Below are 17,334 nucleotides of genomic sequence, written 5' to 3' on the forward strand. Positions count from 1 at the left end.
TGTGCAATAAGTAAAACACTCCACCAAACCAGTTCTCCCCCTTCCGAAGGGGGAGTTAGAGGGGGGGGCTAACTCTTTCCTTATTAAATTATTGATAAAACTCTTCAAGAACTTGAGTAAAACGCGCCTTATCCGCAACCGGAAGCGCATTAATTCCCGCCGCCGCCTTACGGCCACCACCGGTAGGAAACTGGGTACAAACCTCATCAGCTCCGGTCCGGTTCTCAAGCGGAGCCCTGACACTTACAGTGTAATCTTCACCGCTGCCATTTAACGTTAATACCGCATGTGCTTTACCCGGCTCTTCATTCGCAAGCTGGTTACCAAATACACCACTGATGCGACGTGCCCATGCTTCACACGGCAGTTCAAATACCCGGCTAATTGATGAATCAACCAGAGGTGATAACTCAGAAAGATTCGCCATGTCCGCTTCATAGCCCTTCTTAAGCTGGTAATATGGCGATTCCAGGTCATCCCGCAGCATAAAGGGGTCGGAATATTCCAGAAGTGCTTTATACAGGTGGTCTGGTGCGATATGCAGATCAGCTGTAGCCGCACCATATCCGTTGTAGTTAACCAGGGTACCCAGCTCTTTCAGAAACTCGGTATCGACTTTGCTTAAACCCTGCTCTTCAGCAATTTTGCTGGCAGTGGAAATCAGGTTATCACCAAAAGCTGCTGCTATTGCCCAGCTAACATATTCCCCCTGAAGGCGGTTATTAATTAGCAAACTGGTACAGACTTCTGAATCCAGATCAATCAGTGCTTCTAAGTGCTCAGATTCAGGAATATCTCCCGTTCTGTGGTGATCACAATAAAAAGTCTTAACACCCTGCTCCAGAAGCTTTTCCAGCGCAGGCATATTTTTTTCCATGGAAACATCAAGCACGGTCAGGCCTGATGCATCACCTTCGGCAACGACTTTTTCCAGCAGCTTAATATCACGCTTTACCCCGGTAACCAGAGTAGCGTCTTTAGGCTCGGCTAACCTTAACTGAAGCAAAGCAATAATACCGTCCGCATCGCCATTAAAAACATCGTAATGCATTAAATTATCCTTAACCTAAATCTTCAGGTAGCCTTGCTTGCTCAGTTCCGCAATAATCATATCGGCACACTCTTTAACGCTTTTGTCTTCCGTACGGATATGAATTTCCGCAGCCTTTGGCGGCTGATACTCAGAATCAATGCCAGTGAAATGTTTTATTTCTCCAGCACGCGCTTTCTTATACAGCCCTTTTGGATCTCGCTGCTCGCAGATGTCCAGTGGCGTATCAATAAACACTTCCAGAAACTGCCCTGGCTCAAGGATATCTCTCACCTGCTCCCTGTCGGAGATAAATGGTGAGATAAATGCAGTAAGCACAATAGAACCTGAATCCACAAACAATTTGGCTACTTCACCGATACGGCGGATATTTTCGACTCTGTCGTTATCGCTAAAACCTAAGTCTTTATTCAAGCCATGGCGAACATTGTCACCATCCAGCAGGTAGCTATGCTTACCAAGTTGAAGAAGCTCATGCTCTACTACATTGGCAATAGTTGATTTACCGGAACCACTTAACCCGGTAAACCAGAGCACTACCGGTTTTTGCTGTTTTAAGCTAACCCTTTCAGAATGGGAAACCGTGGTGTTATGCCACACCACATCATCGCTTACTGACTCGTTTTCTTTTCTTTCGTAAGGCGTCATTGCTTAGAAATACCCCTCACGCTTTTTCTTCTCCATAGAGCCGGCACTGTCGTGGTCAATCGCCCTGCCCTGACGCTCTGAAGTTGTAGTCAGCAGCATTTCCTGGATAATCTCCGGCAGTGTTGTCGCTTCAGACTCAACCGCACCAGTTAACGGGTAGCAACCCAGTGTACGGAAGCGAACCATTTTGTCTTCCACCTTTTCACCTGGTTTAAGCTCCATACGATCATCATCAACCATGATAAGCAGGCCATCACGCTCAACAACCGGACGCTTAGCCGAAAGGTACAAACCTGGAATCTCAATTTGCTCAAGGTAGATATATTGCCATACGTCTAACTCTGTCCAGTTAGAAAGCGGGAATACACGAATACTCTCGCCCTTATTCACCTTACCGTTATAGGTATTCCAAAGCTCCGGGCGCTGGTTTTTAGGGTCCCAGCGATGGTGCTCATCACGAAAAGAGTAAACACGCTCTTTAGCACGGGACTTTTCTTCATCACGACGCGCACCACCAAAAGCAGCATCAAAGCCGTATTTATCCAGCGCCTGCTTCAGCCCCTGAGTTTTCATAATATCCGTATGCTTAGAACTGCCATGAACAAACGGGTTAATATTCATCTCAAGCCCTTCCGGGTTTTGATGAACAATCAGCTTCATACCCAGTTTTTCCGCCATATAATCACGGAACTTGATCATCTCAACAAACTTCCAGGTTGTATCCACATGCATCAAGGGAAACGGTGGAATACCAGGCGCAAACGCCTTCTTAGCCAAATGCAGCATCACAGACGAATCTTTACCAACCGAATAAAGCATCACCGGATTATCAAACTCCGCCGCCACTTCACGCATAATATGAATAGATTCAGCCTCAAGCTGTTTCAAATGAGTCATCCGTTCAGGAGAGATTTTCATATATTCCTTTCCAACTAAACTAACTGTAATTTCTGAAAGATTCCCCCTCGTTCCCACGCTCCAGCGTGGGAATGCATACCGAGCTCAAAGGCACAGATAAACGAAAGGAAAACAAAAAATAAGATCAAACGAAAGCGAAAGAGAACTCATTCCCACGTTCCAACGTAGAAATACGTACCAGGCTCAAAACCGCCACGTAAGCAAACTAGATCCCATAAAGATAAGAGATACCACTAACAGCAATAACCCCATAAACCAAACTAACCGGCAACCCAATCCTCACAAAGTCACCCAGCTTATACTGCCCCGCACTAAACACCATAAGATTAGTCTGATACCCATAAGGGCTAATAAAACTGGCACTGGCCCCAAAAGCCACCGCCATAATATACCCAATAGGCTCAACCGATAAACTAACCGCCAGCCCATAAGCAATAGGAAACATAAGCGCAGCAGCAGCATTATTGGTAACCAGTTCAGTCAGCAACCAGGTCAAAACATAAATAACAAGCAACCCGGTAAAAGGACTAAACCCATTCTGATGCTGACGAACCAAATCACCAATTACATCCAGCGCCCCGCTGGACTGCAGCGATTTAGACAAAACCAAAGCAGAAGCAATAATAAGCCAGATCTGTTTAGGCGCTCTCTGCACCACTTCATTAGGTGTTAATACTCCGGCAAACAAAAACAGTCCTAACAAAAGAAACATACTCTGAAACAGCGAAACCACCCCGGTAGCCGCCAGCAAAATGGCACCAAGGAAACCGCATACAGATAGCTTCTCCTGCCAGCCACTTAACAACTGCTCAGTCTCAACCCCACTAAGTACAATAAAGTTCTTACTGATATTACGGCGAGCTTTAAAATCCTCACCAACCGCTAACACCAAAAAATCACCCGGCTGCAGCACAACATCACCAAGTTTACCCGATACAGTTGCACCATCTCTTTTTATAGCGACCACAGCAGCATCAAACAGCGCACGAAAACCGGTTTGCTTAAGTGTTTTTCCAACCAGAATACTATCTGAACGCACTACAACTTCAGTTAGATTTTCAAGAGGAAGGCCGTTTCGGTAAGCAAAAGAGTCAAGACCGTTAATCTGTTCTAACAGAGTAACTTTCTTAATATCCCCACTAAAAACCAGCCGATCGTTCTCTTCAAGAACTTCACTTGGTGAAACCGGAGAAATTAATCTTCCATCACGTAAAACTTCAACCAGAAAAAGCGATTCTAGATTTCTTAGCCCATTTGCCTCAATGGTTTTACCAACAAGTACAGAACCTGAAGATACCTTAGTATCGATAAAGTAATCCGTAGATACGGCCTTACTTTCTTCGGATGCAGGAAGAAACCTGGAAATGCCAAATAAAACGAGTCCACACCCTAACACCAAGGCAGCACCTATTGGTGTAAACTCAAAAAAGCTAACTGAAGGTAGGCCCATTTCCAGAACCATACTATTTACGATTAAGTTTGTTGAGGTGCCGACAAGGGTTAATGTGCCACCCAGAATTGCTGCGTAAGAAAGTGGCAGTAGCAGTTTGCTTGCTGGATGGTACGAGTTATTTCGTATTGGTGCCAGCATGGTTGAAACTACGGCAGTGTTATTTAGTAGCGCTGAAGATAAGGCAGTTAAAGAAACTAATCGCAACCAAGTAACACGATAGCCTTCTCGAATTACATAGCCAGCAATAATGCGTAGTAGTCTAGTTTTTTCCAGAGCTAGAGAACAGACCATTATAAGCATTAGTGTTAATAAACCCTGATTGGAAAAGCTTGCTATTAACTGGTCTGTTGTTGCTAGTTGGGCTGCGTATAATACCAGTAGCAATGCACCAAATACTCTTTCTGGCTTATTTTGATATTTAACTAACCCTACTATCGTGGATAAAAAAAGAACAAATACAGTATATGAACTGGTCATTAACAATTAATATTGCTTAAGAACTTTAAACAAACTGCGTTGCCAGTCTCGGTTAACTAACCAGCAGCTATCAATAGCGCTACAATCAAGTACTGAATATTCAGGTCGTCTGGCAGGTGTCGGATAGTCTTCAGTTTTAATCGCCTTTAGTTTCGGCTGTTTATTAATAACTGAAAGAGACTCTGCTTGTGAAAATATCGCTCGGGCAAACCCATGCCAAGACGTCGCTTCAGAACCGCAGAAATGATATACACCATACTTGGAGAAATTTGAGCTAGCAAAATACTCATCAACCGCTTTAAGCACAACGTCTGCAAGATCTCCGGCATAAGTAGGGCAACCATACTGATCTGCAACAACGCCAACCTCATCGCGCTCGGTAGCTAAACGTATCATGGTTTTTACAAAGTTATTCCCATATTCACTAAAAACCCACGCAGTACGAATTATAATATGTTGCGAAGTTGTATCAATGACGGAACGTTCACCAGCCAATTTACTTTCACCGTAAACACCCTGGGGATTAGTTAATGCATCGCACTTATACGGTGAGGTGCTTTTACCATCAAAAACATAGTCTGTGGAAATATGAATTAGCGGAATATCTCTGCTCTTGGCGGCTTCTGCCAAATTTTTGGGGCCATCGGAATTTACGGCATACGCCAGTTCACTTTCAGTTTCAGCCTTATCCACAGCAGTGTAAGCGGCGGCATTAATGATGATATCTGGCATAGATTCAGTTACTAGCGACATGACTGAGCTTGTATCGGTAATGTCTAGCTGATCGACATCAGTAGCAAGACACTCGTATTTTTTGGATTGAACCCTATCTTGTAGGCAACGCCCCAGTTGCCCATTAGCGCCAACAATTAATAGCTTCATCATAAATCCCTAAACAAACCTGCTACCGCGTCTTTTTCAGATAAAACCGGCTTTTCTACAGGCCACTTGATGCTTAAGTCTGGGTCATCCCAACGAATACTTCCTTCATCCGCTGGATCATAAAAATCAGTACATTTGTACTCAAAATCTGCAGTGTCAGACAACACAACAAACCCATGTGCAAAACCTGGTGGTACCCAGAACTGTGTTTTATTCTGTTCAGAAAGAATAACGCCTTCCCACTTGCCGAATGTAGGAGAACCTTTCCTTATGTCAACTGCAACATCAAAGACTTCACCTCTCACTACACGAACTAGCTTTCCCTGAGGTTTAGTCTTTTGGAAATGAAGCCCTCTCAGTACACCTTTAGAAGACCTAGAGTGATTGTCTTGCACAAAAGTAAGATCTGAGCCAATGATATCTCTGTATCGTTCAGCCTGAAAAGTTTCCAGAAAAAAACCTCTTTCATCACCAAACACTTTTGGCTGAACTATCTTTACTTCTGGAATAGAGGTATTAATAATTTCCACCTGTTAAACCCCTCTAACCAATTGCATTAAATACTGACCGTAACCTGTTTTATGCAACTTATTACCAGCTTCAAATACTTGCTCTGCACTCAACCAACCCTTTTGAAAAGCAATCTCTTCCAAGCAGGCCACTTTAAGGCCCTGGCGGTGCTCAATAGTTTGTACAAACTCACCAGCATCTAAAAGCGAATCATGAGTGCCAGTATCTAGCCACGCGAACCCCCTCCCAAGAAGACTTACATGTAAATCCCCTCTTTCCAGATATACATTATTCACATCTGTAATTTCAAGCTCTCCACGAGCAGATGGTTTGATATCACGGGCAATTGCCCGTACATCATTATCGTAAAAATACAGCCCCGTAACAGCATAGTTTGATTTAGGTTTTTCTGGTTTTTCTTCGATACTCACAGCCATTCCAGCTGCATCAAACTCAACTACACCAAATCTTTCTGGGTCTGACACATGATAACCAAAGACAGTAGCACCTTTATCACGAGATACTGCGCTAACTAACGTATCAGAAAAATGTTGCCCGTAAAAAATGTTATCGCCAAGTACCAAACTAACATTTTCATTGCCAATGAACTGGTCACCGATAACAAAAGCTTGCGCTAACCCATCTGGGCTAGGCTGCTCAGCATAGGATAAACTCACTCCAAAACGACTACCATCACCTAACAATTTCTGAAAGTTAGGCAAATCTTCTGGTGTAGAGATAATTAAAATATCCTGAATCCCTGCCAGCATTAAAACTGACAACGGATAGAAAATCATAGGCTTGTCGTAAATTGGAAGCAACTGCTTAGATACGCCCATAGTGATTGGATGAAGCCTTGTGCCTGAACCACCCGCTAAAATAATTCCCTTATATTTACGCATTATTGCTTCCTTCACCCAGCCTGTTCAATGAATACTCTCCTGAAAGTACACGCTGCCACCATTTCTGGTTTTCTAAATACCAAATAACCGTTTTTCTTATCCCCGACTCAAAGGTTTCTTCTGGAACCCAACCTAATTCACGTTGCATTTTTGAAGCATCAATGGCGTAACGTAAATCATGCCCAGGACGATCGTTAACAAAAGTAATGAGATCTTTGTATTGCGTGACCCCTTCAGGTTTATTTGGCGCAAGTTCCTCTAGTAATTCACAAATTATCTCTACAACTTCAATATTGCGCTTTTCGTTGTGGCCGCCTATGTTGTAGGTTTCGCCAGTCTTTCCCTCTGTCACAACCTTATATAAAGCCCTTGCATGATCTTCTACGAATAGCCAATCACGAATTTGACTTCCATCACCATATACGGGCAGTGCTTTGCCTGAAAGCGCGTTTAAGATCATATGTGGTATTAACTTCTCAGGAAAGTGGTATGGTCCGTAGTTGTTCGAGCAGTTGGTTACCAATACTGGCAAGCCATAAGTACGCCCCCATGCACGAACTAGATGGTCAGAACCTGCTTTACTCGCAGAATAAGGGCTGCTTGGTGCATAAGATGTTGTTTCAGTGAATAAGTCATCTGTTCCTTCAAGGTCGCCATATACTTCATCAGTAGAAATATGATGGAAACGAAAAGTATCTTTTTTTTCAGTACTCAACGCATCCCAATACTGACGAGCAGCTTCTAGCATATTAAAGGTGCCTACCAGATTCGTTTGAATAAATTCGGTAGGGCCGTCAATTGATCTGTCTACATGTGATTCTGCTGCCAAATGCATTACTGCATCCGGTTTATGTTTTTCAAACACTCTCTGGATCTGACTAAAGTCACATATATTAACTTGCTCAAAAACATACCTATCAGTTAACAATGATTCGGGAATAGATTCAGTATTTCCAGCATATGTTAGTGCATCAACGTTAATTATCGTGTCTTTTGTATTTTCTAAGGTGTGCCGGACGACCGCACTACCGATAAATCCGGCTCCACCAGTAACTAAGATTTTCATATTAACCATTACTTGACGTATTTAAGAAGAAGTGACTCATACCCTGATAAGATATAGTCCCATTGGAAACGGTTATAAAATTGCATTTTTGAATTATTTTTCCTTTGACTGACTAATTCTTCATTTTGGTATTCATCATCAAAAAAGGTACAAAGCTGCTCTTCGGATTTGAAGTAGCTGGCACCATCGTCTGCAACCCATCTGTTGAATTTATTATCATGTGCTATTACTGCGCAACCTGCTCCTAACGCCTCAACAAGAGACGGATTTGTCCCCCCAACTTGATGACCGTGGATATAAAAACGAGAAAAATATCTTAATGCACCAACTTTTTCATAATCATATATAGCACCAGGAAATATAACTTCATCACTAGCTGAGTCTATTATACTCCTATGATACTCTTTCTCATCTGGGGTGAAGTTACCTAAAACAACCAATTTCTGACCTCTTTTCTTAACAGAAAATGCTTTAACAACTTCGAGTATTGAGTTTTCAGGTTCTGGCCTTGCAATTAGAATAGAATATTTATTTGGGACTAAACCATATTTATCTAGAACTGAAACATCAGCTCCACTTACGTCTGGAGCACCATATGGAATCATGGTTATTTTATTTCTGGAGACTCGTGTAGCTAAGTGGTCTTCGATTCTTGGGTGGTCAGCAATCAAATGGTTGCCAAACCAGCAACCAAACCTTTCATTAAGCCAAAACCATGTTTTTGCAACCCTACCCCATTTTTGACGCTTCCATTCTATACCATCCATATTAATAATGTTTGTCTTTCTAAAAATACGATGAAAAATATTAAAGCATGCGGTGTTGTAGCCAAGCGTTAAGTAAAGACCGTTATACTTTAGAGAGTTAACTACAGACTTAAAATCAAAAAAAATGGTACCAAGAGGCCCTGGTGTAGAAACTGGTATATGAATCCTATTTACACCTTCCCACTCTGACTCATAAATATCACCGCTTCCATCTTCTTGACAATATACTGTTATATCCCAGCCCTTTTTTACTAAGAACTTACATAAATACTCTGCAAACGTCTCGAAACCACCGTGGGAAGCTGGAACACCACGAATGCCCAGTAAAATTAATTTTTTGTTATTCATAACCTAGCTGCTGCATCACTCTTTTAAATTCTTCTGAGATTTCTTCTGGCATGTCAAAAGTTGGTTTTGGTTTTACCGGGCAAAGGACTTTGTCACTATAAGATGCAAATTTAGAGTCATCACATAATCCACAGAACTCAATTACTCTTTTTCGAAAACTTGGGTTAGCAACAAAATCTTCATACTTTACTGGCATTACATTCGTGTGCTTTTCTAACGCTAGACCGCACTTCATCGTTACAATCCATTCGACAGCGGCTCTATTGACATGATTGTTATAACTTCTTATTTTTCTATGGTACTTTCCCAACACCCGATCACTCTTAACCACTTGGTCGCATAGTGCGAACCACTTTTGATCATTTAGTCCCCACCAGTCATGTTTCTCATCAGCTTGTGTTACCCCTAAGCGTTTAGACCACAATTCGATTGAATGACATGTATCCCAGCCATTCCGGTAAAGAAACAGATACTTAGCATCTGGGAATATCTTATTAAGATAACTATATCTAAAAACCATTTCAGGATATTTATCTACAATGCGATTGCTAAAAGTAAATCTTAAATAGTTCCCATAAATTGCATGAGCTTTTCGAGTCAATGAATCATCCACTTCCTTATCATCAAGACAATAACAACCAGTTTGGTTTTGATAGCTTCCAATAAGGTCATCTTTATCATTTAAATGAGCCCAATAAGCTTTAGGCTCGTTTAAAAAGCCCACATCTCGATGCATCCCCAACGTTACACCTAAAATAGTTGTCCCACTTCGCCCTGTGCCTAAAATAAAAATAGGACTTATGACTTTTTTCCCTACAGGGATGTACTCTTGTAGCTTAAAAAGTGCAAACACAAGAGGATTGATCCATCGACCTTTAGTAGTTAGTGGCCTACCTTCATAGAATAAATAAGAAACTAATCGTGTATATGTTTTTAACCATGATTTTTTAATAAAATCACCATCAAGTTGAGCGACCATTAATAACCTCAGAATATAATAAGTTTAATTTTTCATAATGCTTTCTTTTTGAGTAGAATTCATTGACATGTTTCGCGGCATACTCTCCTAAACTAACAGCTTTTGAGCTATTAACATATAAGTATTCAATGATTTCAGCTAACTCTTCGTACGCATCTTTTTCAAAAAGAAAGCCAAGTCCGTCATCTTTTACAATCTCGACATACGCCCCCGTTTTTGTTGCAATTACTGGAGTTGAGCAACCCATTGATTCAACAATTGAGAGGCCAAAAGTTTCCATCGCATTTGATGGTGATACTAACGCTATCGCACCTTTCATATAAGCATAAGTTTCCTCTTGCGTAAGTTGCCCTAAATACTCAACGTTGCTCAACTTGTTCATTTGTACATATTCTTTAAGCTGCTTTATTTTCGAACCTGAACCTGCAATTTTTATTTTTGGCACCTTACCTTTTTTTCTAAGAAAATTAACAGCCCGAAGCAAAGTAAAAATGCCTTTGTAGTCTTCAATTCTACCCGCGTATAAAAAATATTCTTTTTCTTCCACTACACTTTGGATATTATCAGGTATATCCACATAATTATGTATTACTGAAACCTTCTTTTCGTCAACTCCCATACCTAATAATAATTTTTTTTGAGTATGCGAGACAGCAATATATTTATCAATTTTTGACTGTGAGCCAAAAAAAACACTGACATAAGACTCAACCATTGATAGCATTGAACGACTATACTTATTTCTATTACATTTATATTTTATAGCGTTATAAAATTTATTATTTTTGCATTTATAGCAGACATCATTATTTCTTAACATTAAATAACAAGGGCACACCAACTTCAGATCATGGCAAGTTTGAACTATTGGAATATTATTATTAACAATGGGAGATAAAATAGATGATGTTAGTTTTCCGTAGTAAATATGCATATGAACGATGTCAAACTCGCCTCTCTTTATAACTGCATTTAACTTATTTTTTGCATCCAAAGAGTACATATACTTAATTAAATCACCTAGCTTAGGCCTTTCAAAACTCGGAGACAATGGATAATCTTTATAGAATTCTTTTATACCCGAGGGATAATCTTTCTGTGATATTTCCCGAGAGGAAAAATTATAAACATCGTGACCATACTCGCTCAACAACTTAGATAGGTTATACCAGTAAAGGTCTGACCCACCATTTAAAGTTGATCGCTGACTTATATTGCATATTTTCATTTTACATCGTTTTTAAAATAAGAAATAATTGAAAGAAAATTAAAGTAACATCACTCATACTTTATTTAAATTGAATATTATTCGACTACAACTCTGATTTTTGAAAAATATTAATCGTGTTAAATCCAAGGTGTTTCTTTACCATCCAAACACCTAACAAATTTTGAATTGATATAGCTATAGTTGTAACAGTAGCAGCACCATATGTTCCATAGTTAGGAATAAATAGATATCCACCTATACCCATGACCAACGACGATACAACAACATTGTTTCTCATTAATTTTTCATAACCTGTCATTTGCAATAAATATCCAACAGAGCCCGTAATAAGATTCACAAATTGTCCTACTATCAAAATCCTTAAGATAGGTGCTGCATTAATAAATTCAGAGCCAAATAAACTCATTACAGATGAAGAAAATAAAAACAAAACTAACACTATGGGTAGTGACATCGAAATTATTAATTTGCAGACATTAACTGAAATATATTTCAGCTGATTGAAGTCCTTTTTAGCATAGGCTTCCGCAAATTTTGGCGCAGCTATTGCGTTGACGGCTACTAACACAAACGAAGTCAACATTGCTGTTTTCTGAGCTGATACAAATAATGCTATATCATAAGCATTTGCCCATACTCCAAGCAACAGCATTCCTAACCATTGAGTAACTTGATTTAACAATAAAATCATAAAAAGCGGTTTAGATGTTTTTATAAATCTTTCTCTTTCACCACAGGGAAGTATCTTTATATTTTTTATATTTTTTATATTTATCTTTTTTATTTTAAACCAAAGCAAACAAGACAAGAAGCACACAAATGACGAACATGTACCATATATGAGCATGCATTCCTTTGCGGAGTTAGGTCTAGAAATCAATAGTACCAATGTGGCTACAACTGAAAGTAAAGATGCTTGGAAAAGCATTGACTCAATTATCCTTTTTTCTCCTTGGAAACAATAACTATGGTATTGACTTATTGTTATAGCAATAAGAACTACAGGAGAAGCAATCAATACTGGTGCAAGATCCTCCTTGTTAAATAAGTAAACGCTAATATAATCACTCCCAAAAAATAACATTACAACAAAAACTGGCAATAGTATCGTAATCTTTTTAAGCCCAAAAAAGTACAAACCGATAATGTTGGAATTATTATCAGAAACTCTATATTCAGATATATACCTAACTAGAGAATTATCCATTCCTTGGCGACAAATTAATGAGCAAATTATAACGATAGTTTGTACAAGAAAAAAATAGCCTGCTTCTTCTGCACCGATATTTCTTGCAACAGCAACATTTAAAAAAAAACCAAACCCTGCAGCTAATACCTTAATAAAAAAGGCTAATGTCGCACCTTTTAGTAATTCGCTCATGATATTATTATCTTTAAACTTTCTTAACTTACTTTGGAGGTAAAAACTCATATCATTTCATATCTTTCAATATCACACATTAAAAACAATCTCTCGTAAAATCATTGCCAAGTCATTTAAACAGCGAATAAAAAATAATACGGTATATATTATTCAAAAACTCACATCATTTTGTATCCTAGCAAAGAAAAGTCATCTTTATATACTTCATTTACAATAGCTATCATCTCGTCATTATAAATTTTTTTAAAGTTATACTCATTTTTCAAAGTAGTATTTTTATTCGATAGTACAAATTTATATCCTAATTGGTTAGATATAGTTCTTTCGATTTCTTCTTGCTGCTCTAAATAACCAATGTAATCACACAATTGGATTTCATCTAAGAATACAAACTCATGTTGTGGAATAAAATGTTCAGCACTGCAAGAAACCGCAAACTGTAAACCACCTTCTGTAACAAAACTGCGAAAGTCATTATACTTATTAACATAAATATCTCTCCAAACTTGATCGATCACATTCATACCACCTTTCTTTAGATAGTTGTACGCTGAATATAGTCTTTCATATGGATTGCGGACGATAGTAAACGAAAATGCTGACCTATATTTAACTTCACTTTGTTCTATAAAGTCTATAGCTTTGGCGTGATGCGATTTATTTTCACCATATAAACTATGAACCACTGACATTCCAGCAGCTTTTGGAATATGTATAAACAAAATTTTAGAGTTATACGAAAAAAATAAACTTCTTTCTCTATAACTTAATGGTAACTTCGTATCCCTGTGTCTTAAAATAAGTTTTTTTAACAGATAATATTCTAATTTATCATCATAGCCAACATATGACAATATAAGCCATATCAACTTCTTTAGCGCTTCATTCATGCATTTATAATCCTCGTCTTTATTATTAATAAATTCTCATAACAAATGCTAATTTTCAAAATGTGTATATCCCGTTTTTAATTAGGTCAGGGCAAGATTCAGGGCAACCGCATGAGTGCTCAGCTTTTCGCCACCTGACTAAAACCTGCATTTAAAACGGTTTCCAGCATTGATGTATTCATCATGCATCGCTTTTGTTTTCCAACAATGCTCACCTTTGTCGGTTCAGCACGAAGCATATTCAGGCTCATATGACGCAGACAAGATAAGTTTTCTGCACCATGATCTTTATATATCTGGCAGGCGTCTTCACCCATACTGACATCAAGAACCCAATGCATGGACTCTATGCCCCAATGCTCTCTTACCGCTGCTAAGGCTTGCTCTGCGCTAAGAGCCTTGGAACTGATGTAGTAACGATATTCAAGGTCAACCGCTTTTCCTTTTTCAAGGCGGAAGTTCTCAACCATTACGATACTTTTCAGGCCTTTCCAGCGTGAGAAATTACCTCCAAGATCTTTGCTGTCAAAGACATAACATTGACGAGATTCAATACGTCCGTGTCCATTTTCTAAGGAGATTGTCTCTGGCATATTAGCCCGCTGAGCTGAAAAGGCATTTTCCACTGCTTTTCGGAGTTTCCCTTGATTACTTTTTACTGCAAGTAAGTAATCTCCACCTTTGTCTACAATGGCTTTGGCTATTTTGGTCTGGCATGCCATTGCATCAATCGTGACTAAAGCTCCTTTGATATCAAGCATTTCTATCAGCTCTGGGATCGCTGTTATCTCATTGCTTTTTTGATCGGTTTTGAGCTGTCCAAGCACCAATTTATTTGAGGAAGCATACGCACTAATCATATGGATGGTGCTGGCTCTATCTTCGCGGTTGTATGATCCACGAAGCGTTTTTCCGTCAATAGCTACCACTTGACCTTCTGTCAGCGTGTGTACCGATGACATCCAATTGACGAAACATTCATGAAACTGTTCAGGTTCAATAGTGGAGATAATTCGAGCGATGGTATCGTCGGCGGGAATACCTTCTATAAACAATCCATTACGTTTAAACCAGTCATGATGCCCAAGAATGTATTCTCGAATATCAAACCAACCTTTAGCACCTGCTATTACCGCACACAATGAGCCAAACAGGACATCAAATAGGCAATAAGTAACTTTTGCACTCTGACGTTGGTCGGTTATTGGTTGAAAATGTTCTTTGAAGTGGTCAATGTGCATGGTGTTCTCCCTAAAAGGAGAGTATATGATCACAGCTAGATGTGATCGTCAAATCGATCTTACTTTTTGCTTAAAAAATACTCACGATCTCACCCTGGGGCAAGATTACGATGCCCCTTGCCCTGCAAGGACTTGAGAACACGGAAAATTCATGAACATCCCCGTCAATAAAGGCTTGCCAATACCTTCAAAAGGTACTCAGAATCCATCGCACACATCGCTCTTTTGTGTTTAATGCTCGCTTTCAAAGTCGTTTCACTCTTCAGCATTTTTAAACACATCTGCCTGATCCTTGCGAAGTTCTCTGCACTCTCTTCCACCCGTTTTCGGCAAGCATCTTCACCAAATTCGGTATCCAGGCTCCAGTGCATCGACTCTACTAACCAGTGTGAACGCGTTGCATTTAACAATTCCTTAGCATTTAAATCCTTCGAGCTAATGTAATATCTCACCGTAATTTCTGACTCTTTCGCTACGGGTTCTTCTTGTCTCACGGAAACAACGATGCCCATCGTTTTTAGCTCAGGCCAATCGAATTCTAAATCACCTAACACGCTTAAATCTGTGTTTGTTAGTGCCAACCTGCTTTCTAACCTGCCACGTGATTTTTCTTGGGTGCTGTAAGAATCACCTTCGTGGTTTTGTAGCATGCTCATATCAAAATAATTATCGAATGCCTGCTCTAGGCGACCTTGATTGCCTTTCACTGCAAGTAAATAATCAGCGTTTTTTTCAGCACTTTTTGAGCAATTTTCTTTTGGCATCCCATGGCGTCAATGGTAACCAGACAACCAGATATATCAAGCAGTTCGAGTAACTCTGGGATAGCGGTGATCTCATTGGATTTCTCGTAAACTTTATGTTGTCCGAGGCTCACCCCATTTTCAGTGGCAAACGCATTGACCATGTGAATCGCGCCAAGTCCACGAGAATCATCATAAGAGCCCCTGACAGTTTTACCGTCTATAGCAACGACTTCACCTTTGGTAAGCTCACAGCAATCCTTCATCCACTCGATAAAGCACTTTTGTAGTCGGGTTGCACTAATCATTCCCATCGTTCTGGCTATCGTCGAGGTTGATGGGACGCCATGACTAAAATCACCAAATCGCTTTAAGAACTCCAGCCGGGCCTCTCCATAAAGGCTGATTGCTTTCCAGTCATCCTGACCAGAAAGTACTGCACAAATTGTTAACAGAATGATATCAGTTAACTTGTGTTCGACTTTGCCTTTTTGTCGGTAATCTGGAATGACATCGAAATGCATAAATGGGTGCTGGTTACTCATTGTTGGGACCTCCAAATAGTTTATGGAGGCAGGGCAACCGCATGAGTGCTCAGCTTTTCGCCACCTGACTAAAACCTGCATTTAAAACGGTTTCCAGCATTGATGTATTCATCATGCATCGCTTTTGTTTTCCAACAATGCTCACCTTTGTCGGTTCAGCACGAAGCATATTCAGGCTCATATGACGCAGACAAGATAAGTTTTCTGCACCATGATCTTTATATATCTGGCAGGCGTCTTCACCCATACTGACATCAAGAACCCAATGCATGGACTCTATGCCCCAATGCTCTCTTACCGCTGCTAAGGCTTGCTCTGCGCTAAGAGCCTTGGAACTGATGTAGTAACGATATTCAAGGTCAACCGCTTTTCCTTTTTCAAGGCGGAAGTTCTCAACCATTACGATACTTTTCAGGCCTTTCCAGCGTGAGAAATTACCTCCAAGATCTTTGCTGTCAAAGACATAACATTGACGAGATTCAATACGTCCGTGTCCATTTTCTAAGGAGATTGTCTCTGGCATATTAGCCCGCTGAGCTGAAAAGGCATTTTCCACTGCTTTTCGGAGTTTCCCTTGATTACTTTTTACTGCAAGTAAGTAATCTCCACCTTTGTCTACAATGGCTTTGGCTATTTTGGTCTGGCATGCCATTGCATCAATCGTGACTAAAGCTCCTTTGATATCAAGCATTTCTATCAGCTCTGGGATCGCTGTTATCTCATTGCTTTTTTGATCGGTTTTGAGCTGTCCAAGCACCAATTTATTTGAGGAAGCATACGCACTAATCATATGGATGGTGCTGGCTCTATCTTCGCGGTTGTATGATCCACGAAGCGTTTTTCCGTCAATAGCTACCACTTGACCTTCTGTCAGCGTGTGTACCGATGACATCCAATTGACGAAACATTCATGAAACTGTTCAGGTTCAATAGTGGAGATAATTCGAGCGATGGTATCGTCGGCGGGAATACCTTCTATAAACAATCCATTACGTTTAAACCAGTCATGATGCCCAAGAATGTATTCTCGAATATCAAACCAACCTTTAGCACCTGCTATTACCGCACACAATGAGCCAAACAGGACATCAAATAGGCAATAAGTAACTTTTGCACTCTGACGTTGGTCGGTTATTGGTTGAAAATGTTCTTTGAAGTGGTCAATGTGCATGGTGTTCTCCCTAAAAGGAGAGTATATGATCACAGCTAGATGTGATCGTCAAATCGATCTTACTTTTTGCTTAAAAAATACTCACGATCTCACCCTGTTTATGGAGGTATTTAAAAACACTGAAAATG

General features: G+C 39.9%; 15 protein-coding genes and 1 pseudogene. All 16 read right to left on the reverse strand.

Annotated elements, in window-relative coordinates:
• Positions 1-88 precede the first annotated feature (88 nt).
• A complete protein-coding gene (locus L3Q72_RS08180; RefSeq protein ID WP_275129464.1) occupies positions 89-1,051 on the reverse strand; it encodes a DHH family phosphoesterase in 963 nt (320 codons plus the stop codon).
• A gap of 15 nt (positions 1,052-1,066) precedes the next feature.
• A complete protein-coding gene (cysC, locus tag L3Q72_RS08185) occupies positions 1,067-1,699 on the reverse strand; it encodes an adenylyl-sulfate kinase (RefSeq protein ID WP_275129465.1) in 633 nt (210 codons plus the stop codon).
• Positions 1,700-1,702: 3 nt separating this feature from the next.
• Complete coding sequence (gene cysD / locus L3Q72_RS08190) at positions 1,703-2,611, reverse strand: sulfate adenylyltransferase subunit CysD (RefSeq protein ID WP_275132089.1); 909 nt, start codon at positions 2,609-2,611, stop codon at positions 1,703-1,705.
• Between the two features lie 211 nt (positions 2,612-2,822).
• Positions 2,823-4,547 (reverse strand): SLC13 family permease, encoded by a 1,725-nt coding sequence (locus L3Q72_RS08195; RefSeq protein ID WP_275129466.1) that lies wholly within the window; start codon positions 4,545-4,547, stop codon positions 2,823-2,825.
• Between the two features lie 6 nt (positions 4,548-4,553).
• Positions 4,554-5,429, reverse strand: a complete 876-nt coding sequence (rfbD, locus tag L3Q72_RS08200) for a dTDP-4-dehydrorhamnose reductase (RefSeq protein ID WP_342752121.1) — start codon at positions 5,427-5,429, stop codon at positions 4,554-4,556.
• Positions 5,429-5,959 carry a dTDP-4-dehydrorhamnose 3,5-epimerase gene (gene rfbC / locus L3Q72_RS08205; protein ID WP_275129468.1) on the reverse strand — a complete coding sequence of 177 codons (531 nt, stop codon included), beginning with the start codon at positions 5,957-5,959 and terminating at the stop codon, positions 5,429-5,431. Before rfbC ends, rfbD begins: the two co-directional genes overlap by 1 nt.
• A 3-nt stretch (positions 5,960-5,962) precedes the next feature.
• Complete coding sequence (rfbA, locus tag L3Q72_RS08210) at positions 5,963-6,841, reverse strand: glucose-1-phosphate thymidylyltransferase RfbA (protein ID WP_275129469.1); 879 nt, start codon at positions 6,839-6,841, stop codon at positions 5,963-5,965.
• Complete coding sequence (gene rfbB, locus L3Q72_RS08215) at positions 6,834-7,907, reverse strand: dTDP-glucose 4,6-dehydratase (RefSeq protein WP_275129470.1); 1,074 nt, start codon at positions 7,905-7,907, stop codon at positions 6,834-6,836. Before rfbB ends, rfbA begins: the two co-directional genes overlap by 8 nt.
• Positions 7,908-7,915: 8 nt before the next feature.
• Entirely contained in the window at positions 7,916-9,022 is a 1,107-nt protein-coding gene (locus tag L3Q72_RS08220; protein WP_275129471.1) for a DUF1972 domain-containing protein, read from the reverse strand.
• Positions 9,015-10,001: a sulfotransferase gene (locus L3Q72_RS08225; protein WP_275129472.1), complete on the reverse strand. Its 987-nt coding sequence runs from the start codon at positions 9,999-10,001 to the stop codon at positions 9,015-9,017. Before L3Q72_RS08225 ends, L3Q72_RS08220 begins: the two co-directional genes overlap by 8 nt.
• A complete protein-coding gene (locus L3Q72_RS08230) occupies positions 9,985-11,229 on the reverse strand; it encodes a glycosyltransferase family 4 protein (RefSeq protein ID WP_275129473.1) in 1,245 nt (414 codons plus the stop codon). Before L3Q72_RS08230 ends, L3Q72_RS08225 begins: the two co-directional genes overlap by 17 nt.
• An 85-nt stretch (positions 11,230-11,314) precedes the next feature.
• Positions 11,315-12,613 carry an oligosaccharide flippase family protein gene (locus tag L3Q72_RS08235; RefSeq protein WP_275129474.1) on the reverse strand — a complete coding sequence of 433 codons (1,299 nt, stop codon included), beginning with the start codon at positions 12,611-12,613 and terminating at the stop codon, positions 11,315-11,317.
• Positions 12,614-12,774: 161 nt separating this feature from the next.
• The gene (locus L3Q72_RS08240) at positions 12,775-13,506 is read right to left on the reverse strand and encodes a sulfotransferase family 2 domain-containing protein (RefSeq protein ID WP_275129475.1); all 732 of its coding nucleotides are present in this window, start codon (positions 13,504-13,506) and stop codon (positions 12,775-12,777) included.
• Between the two features lie 119 nt (positions 13,507-13,625).
• Complete coding sequence (locus tag L3Q72_RS08245; RefSeq protein WP_275129476.1) at positions 13,626-14,747, reverse strand: ISAs1 family transposase; 1,122 nt, start codon at positions 14,745-14,747, stop codon at positions 13,626-13,628.
• A 164-nt stretch (positions 14,748-14,911) separates the two neighbouring features.
• Positions 14,912-16,035, reverse strand: a pseudogene (locus tag L3Q72_RS08250) (ISAs1 family transposase).
• A 49-nt stretch (positions 16,036-16,084) separates the two neighbouring features.
• On the reverse strand, positions 16,085-17,206 hold the full coding sequence (locus L3Q72_RS08255; RefSeq protein WP_275129476.1) for an ISAs1 family transposase: 1,122 nt from the start codon (positions 17,204-17,206) through the stop codon (positions 16,085-16,087).
• Between the last annotated feature and the right edge of the window lie 128 nt (positions 17,207-17,334).

It is taken from the genome of Vibrio sp. JC009 (assembly GCF_029016485.1).
Taxonomy (GTDB): domain Bacteria; phylum Pseudomonadota; class Gammaproteobacteria; order Enterobacterales; family Vibrionaceae; genus Vibrio.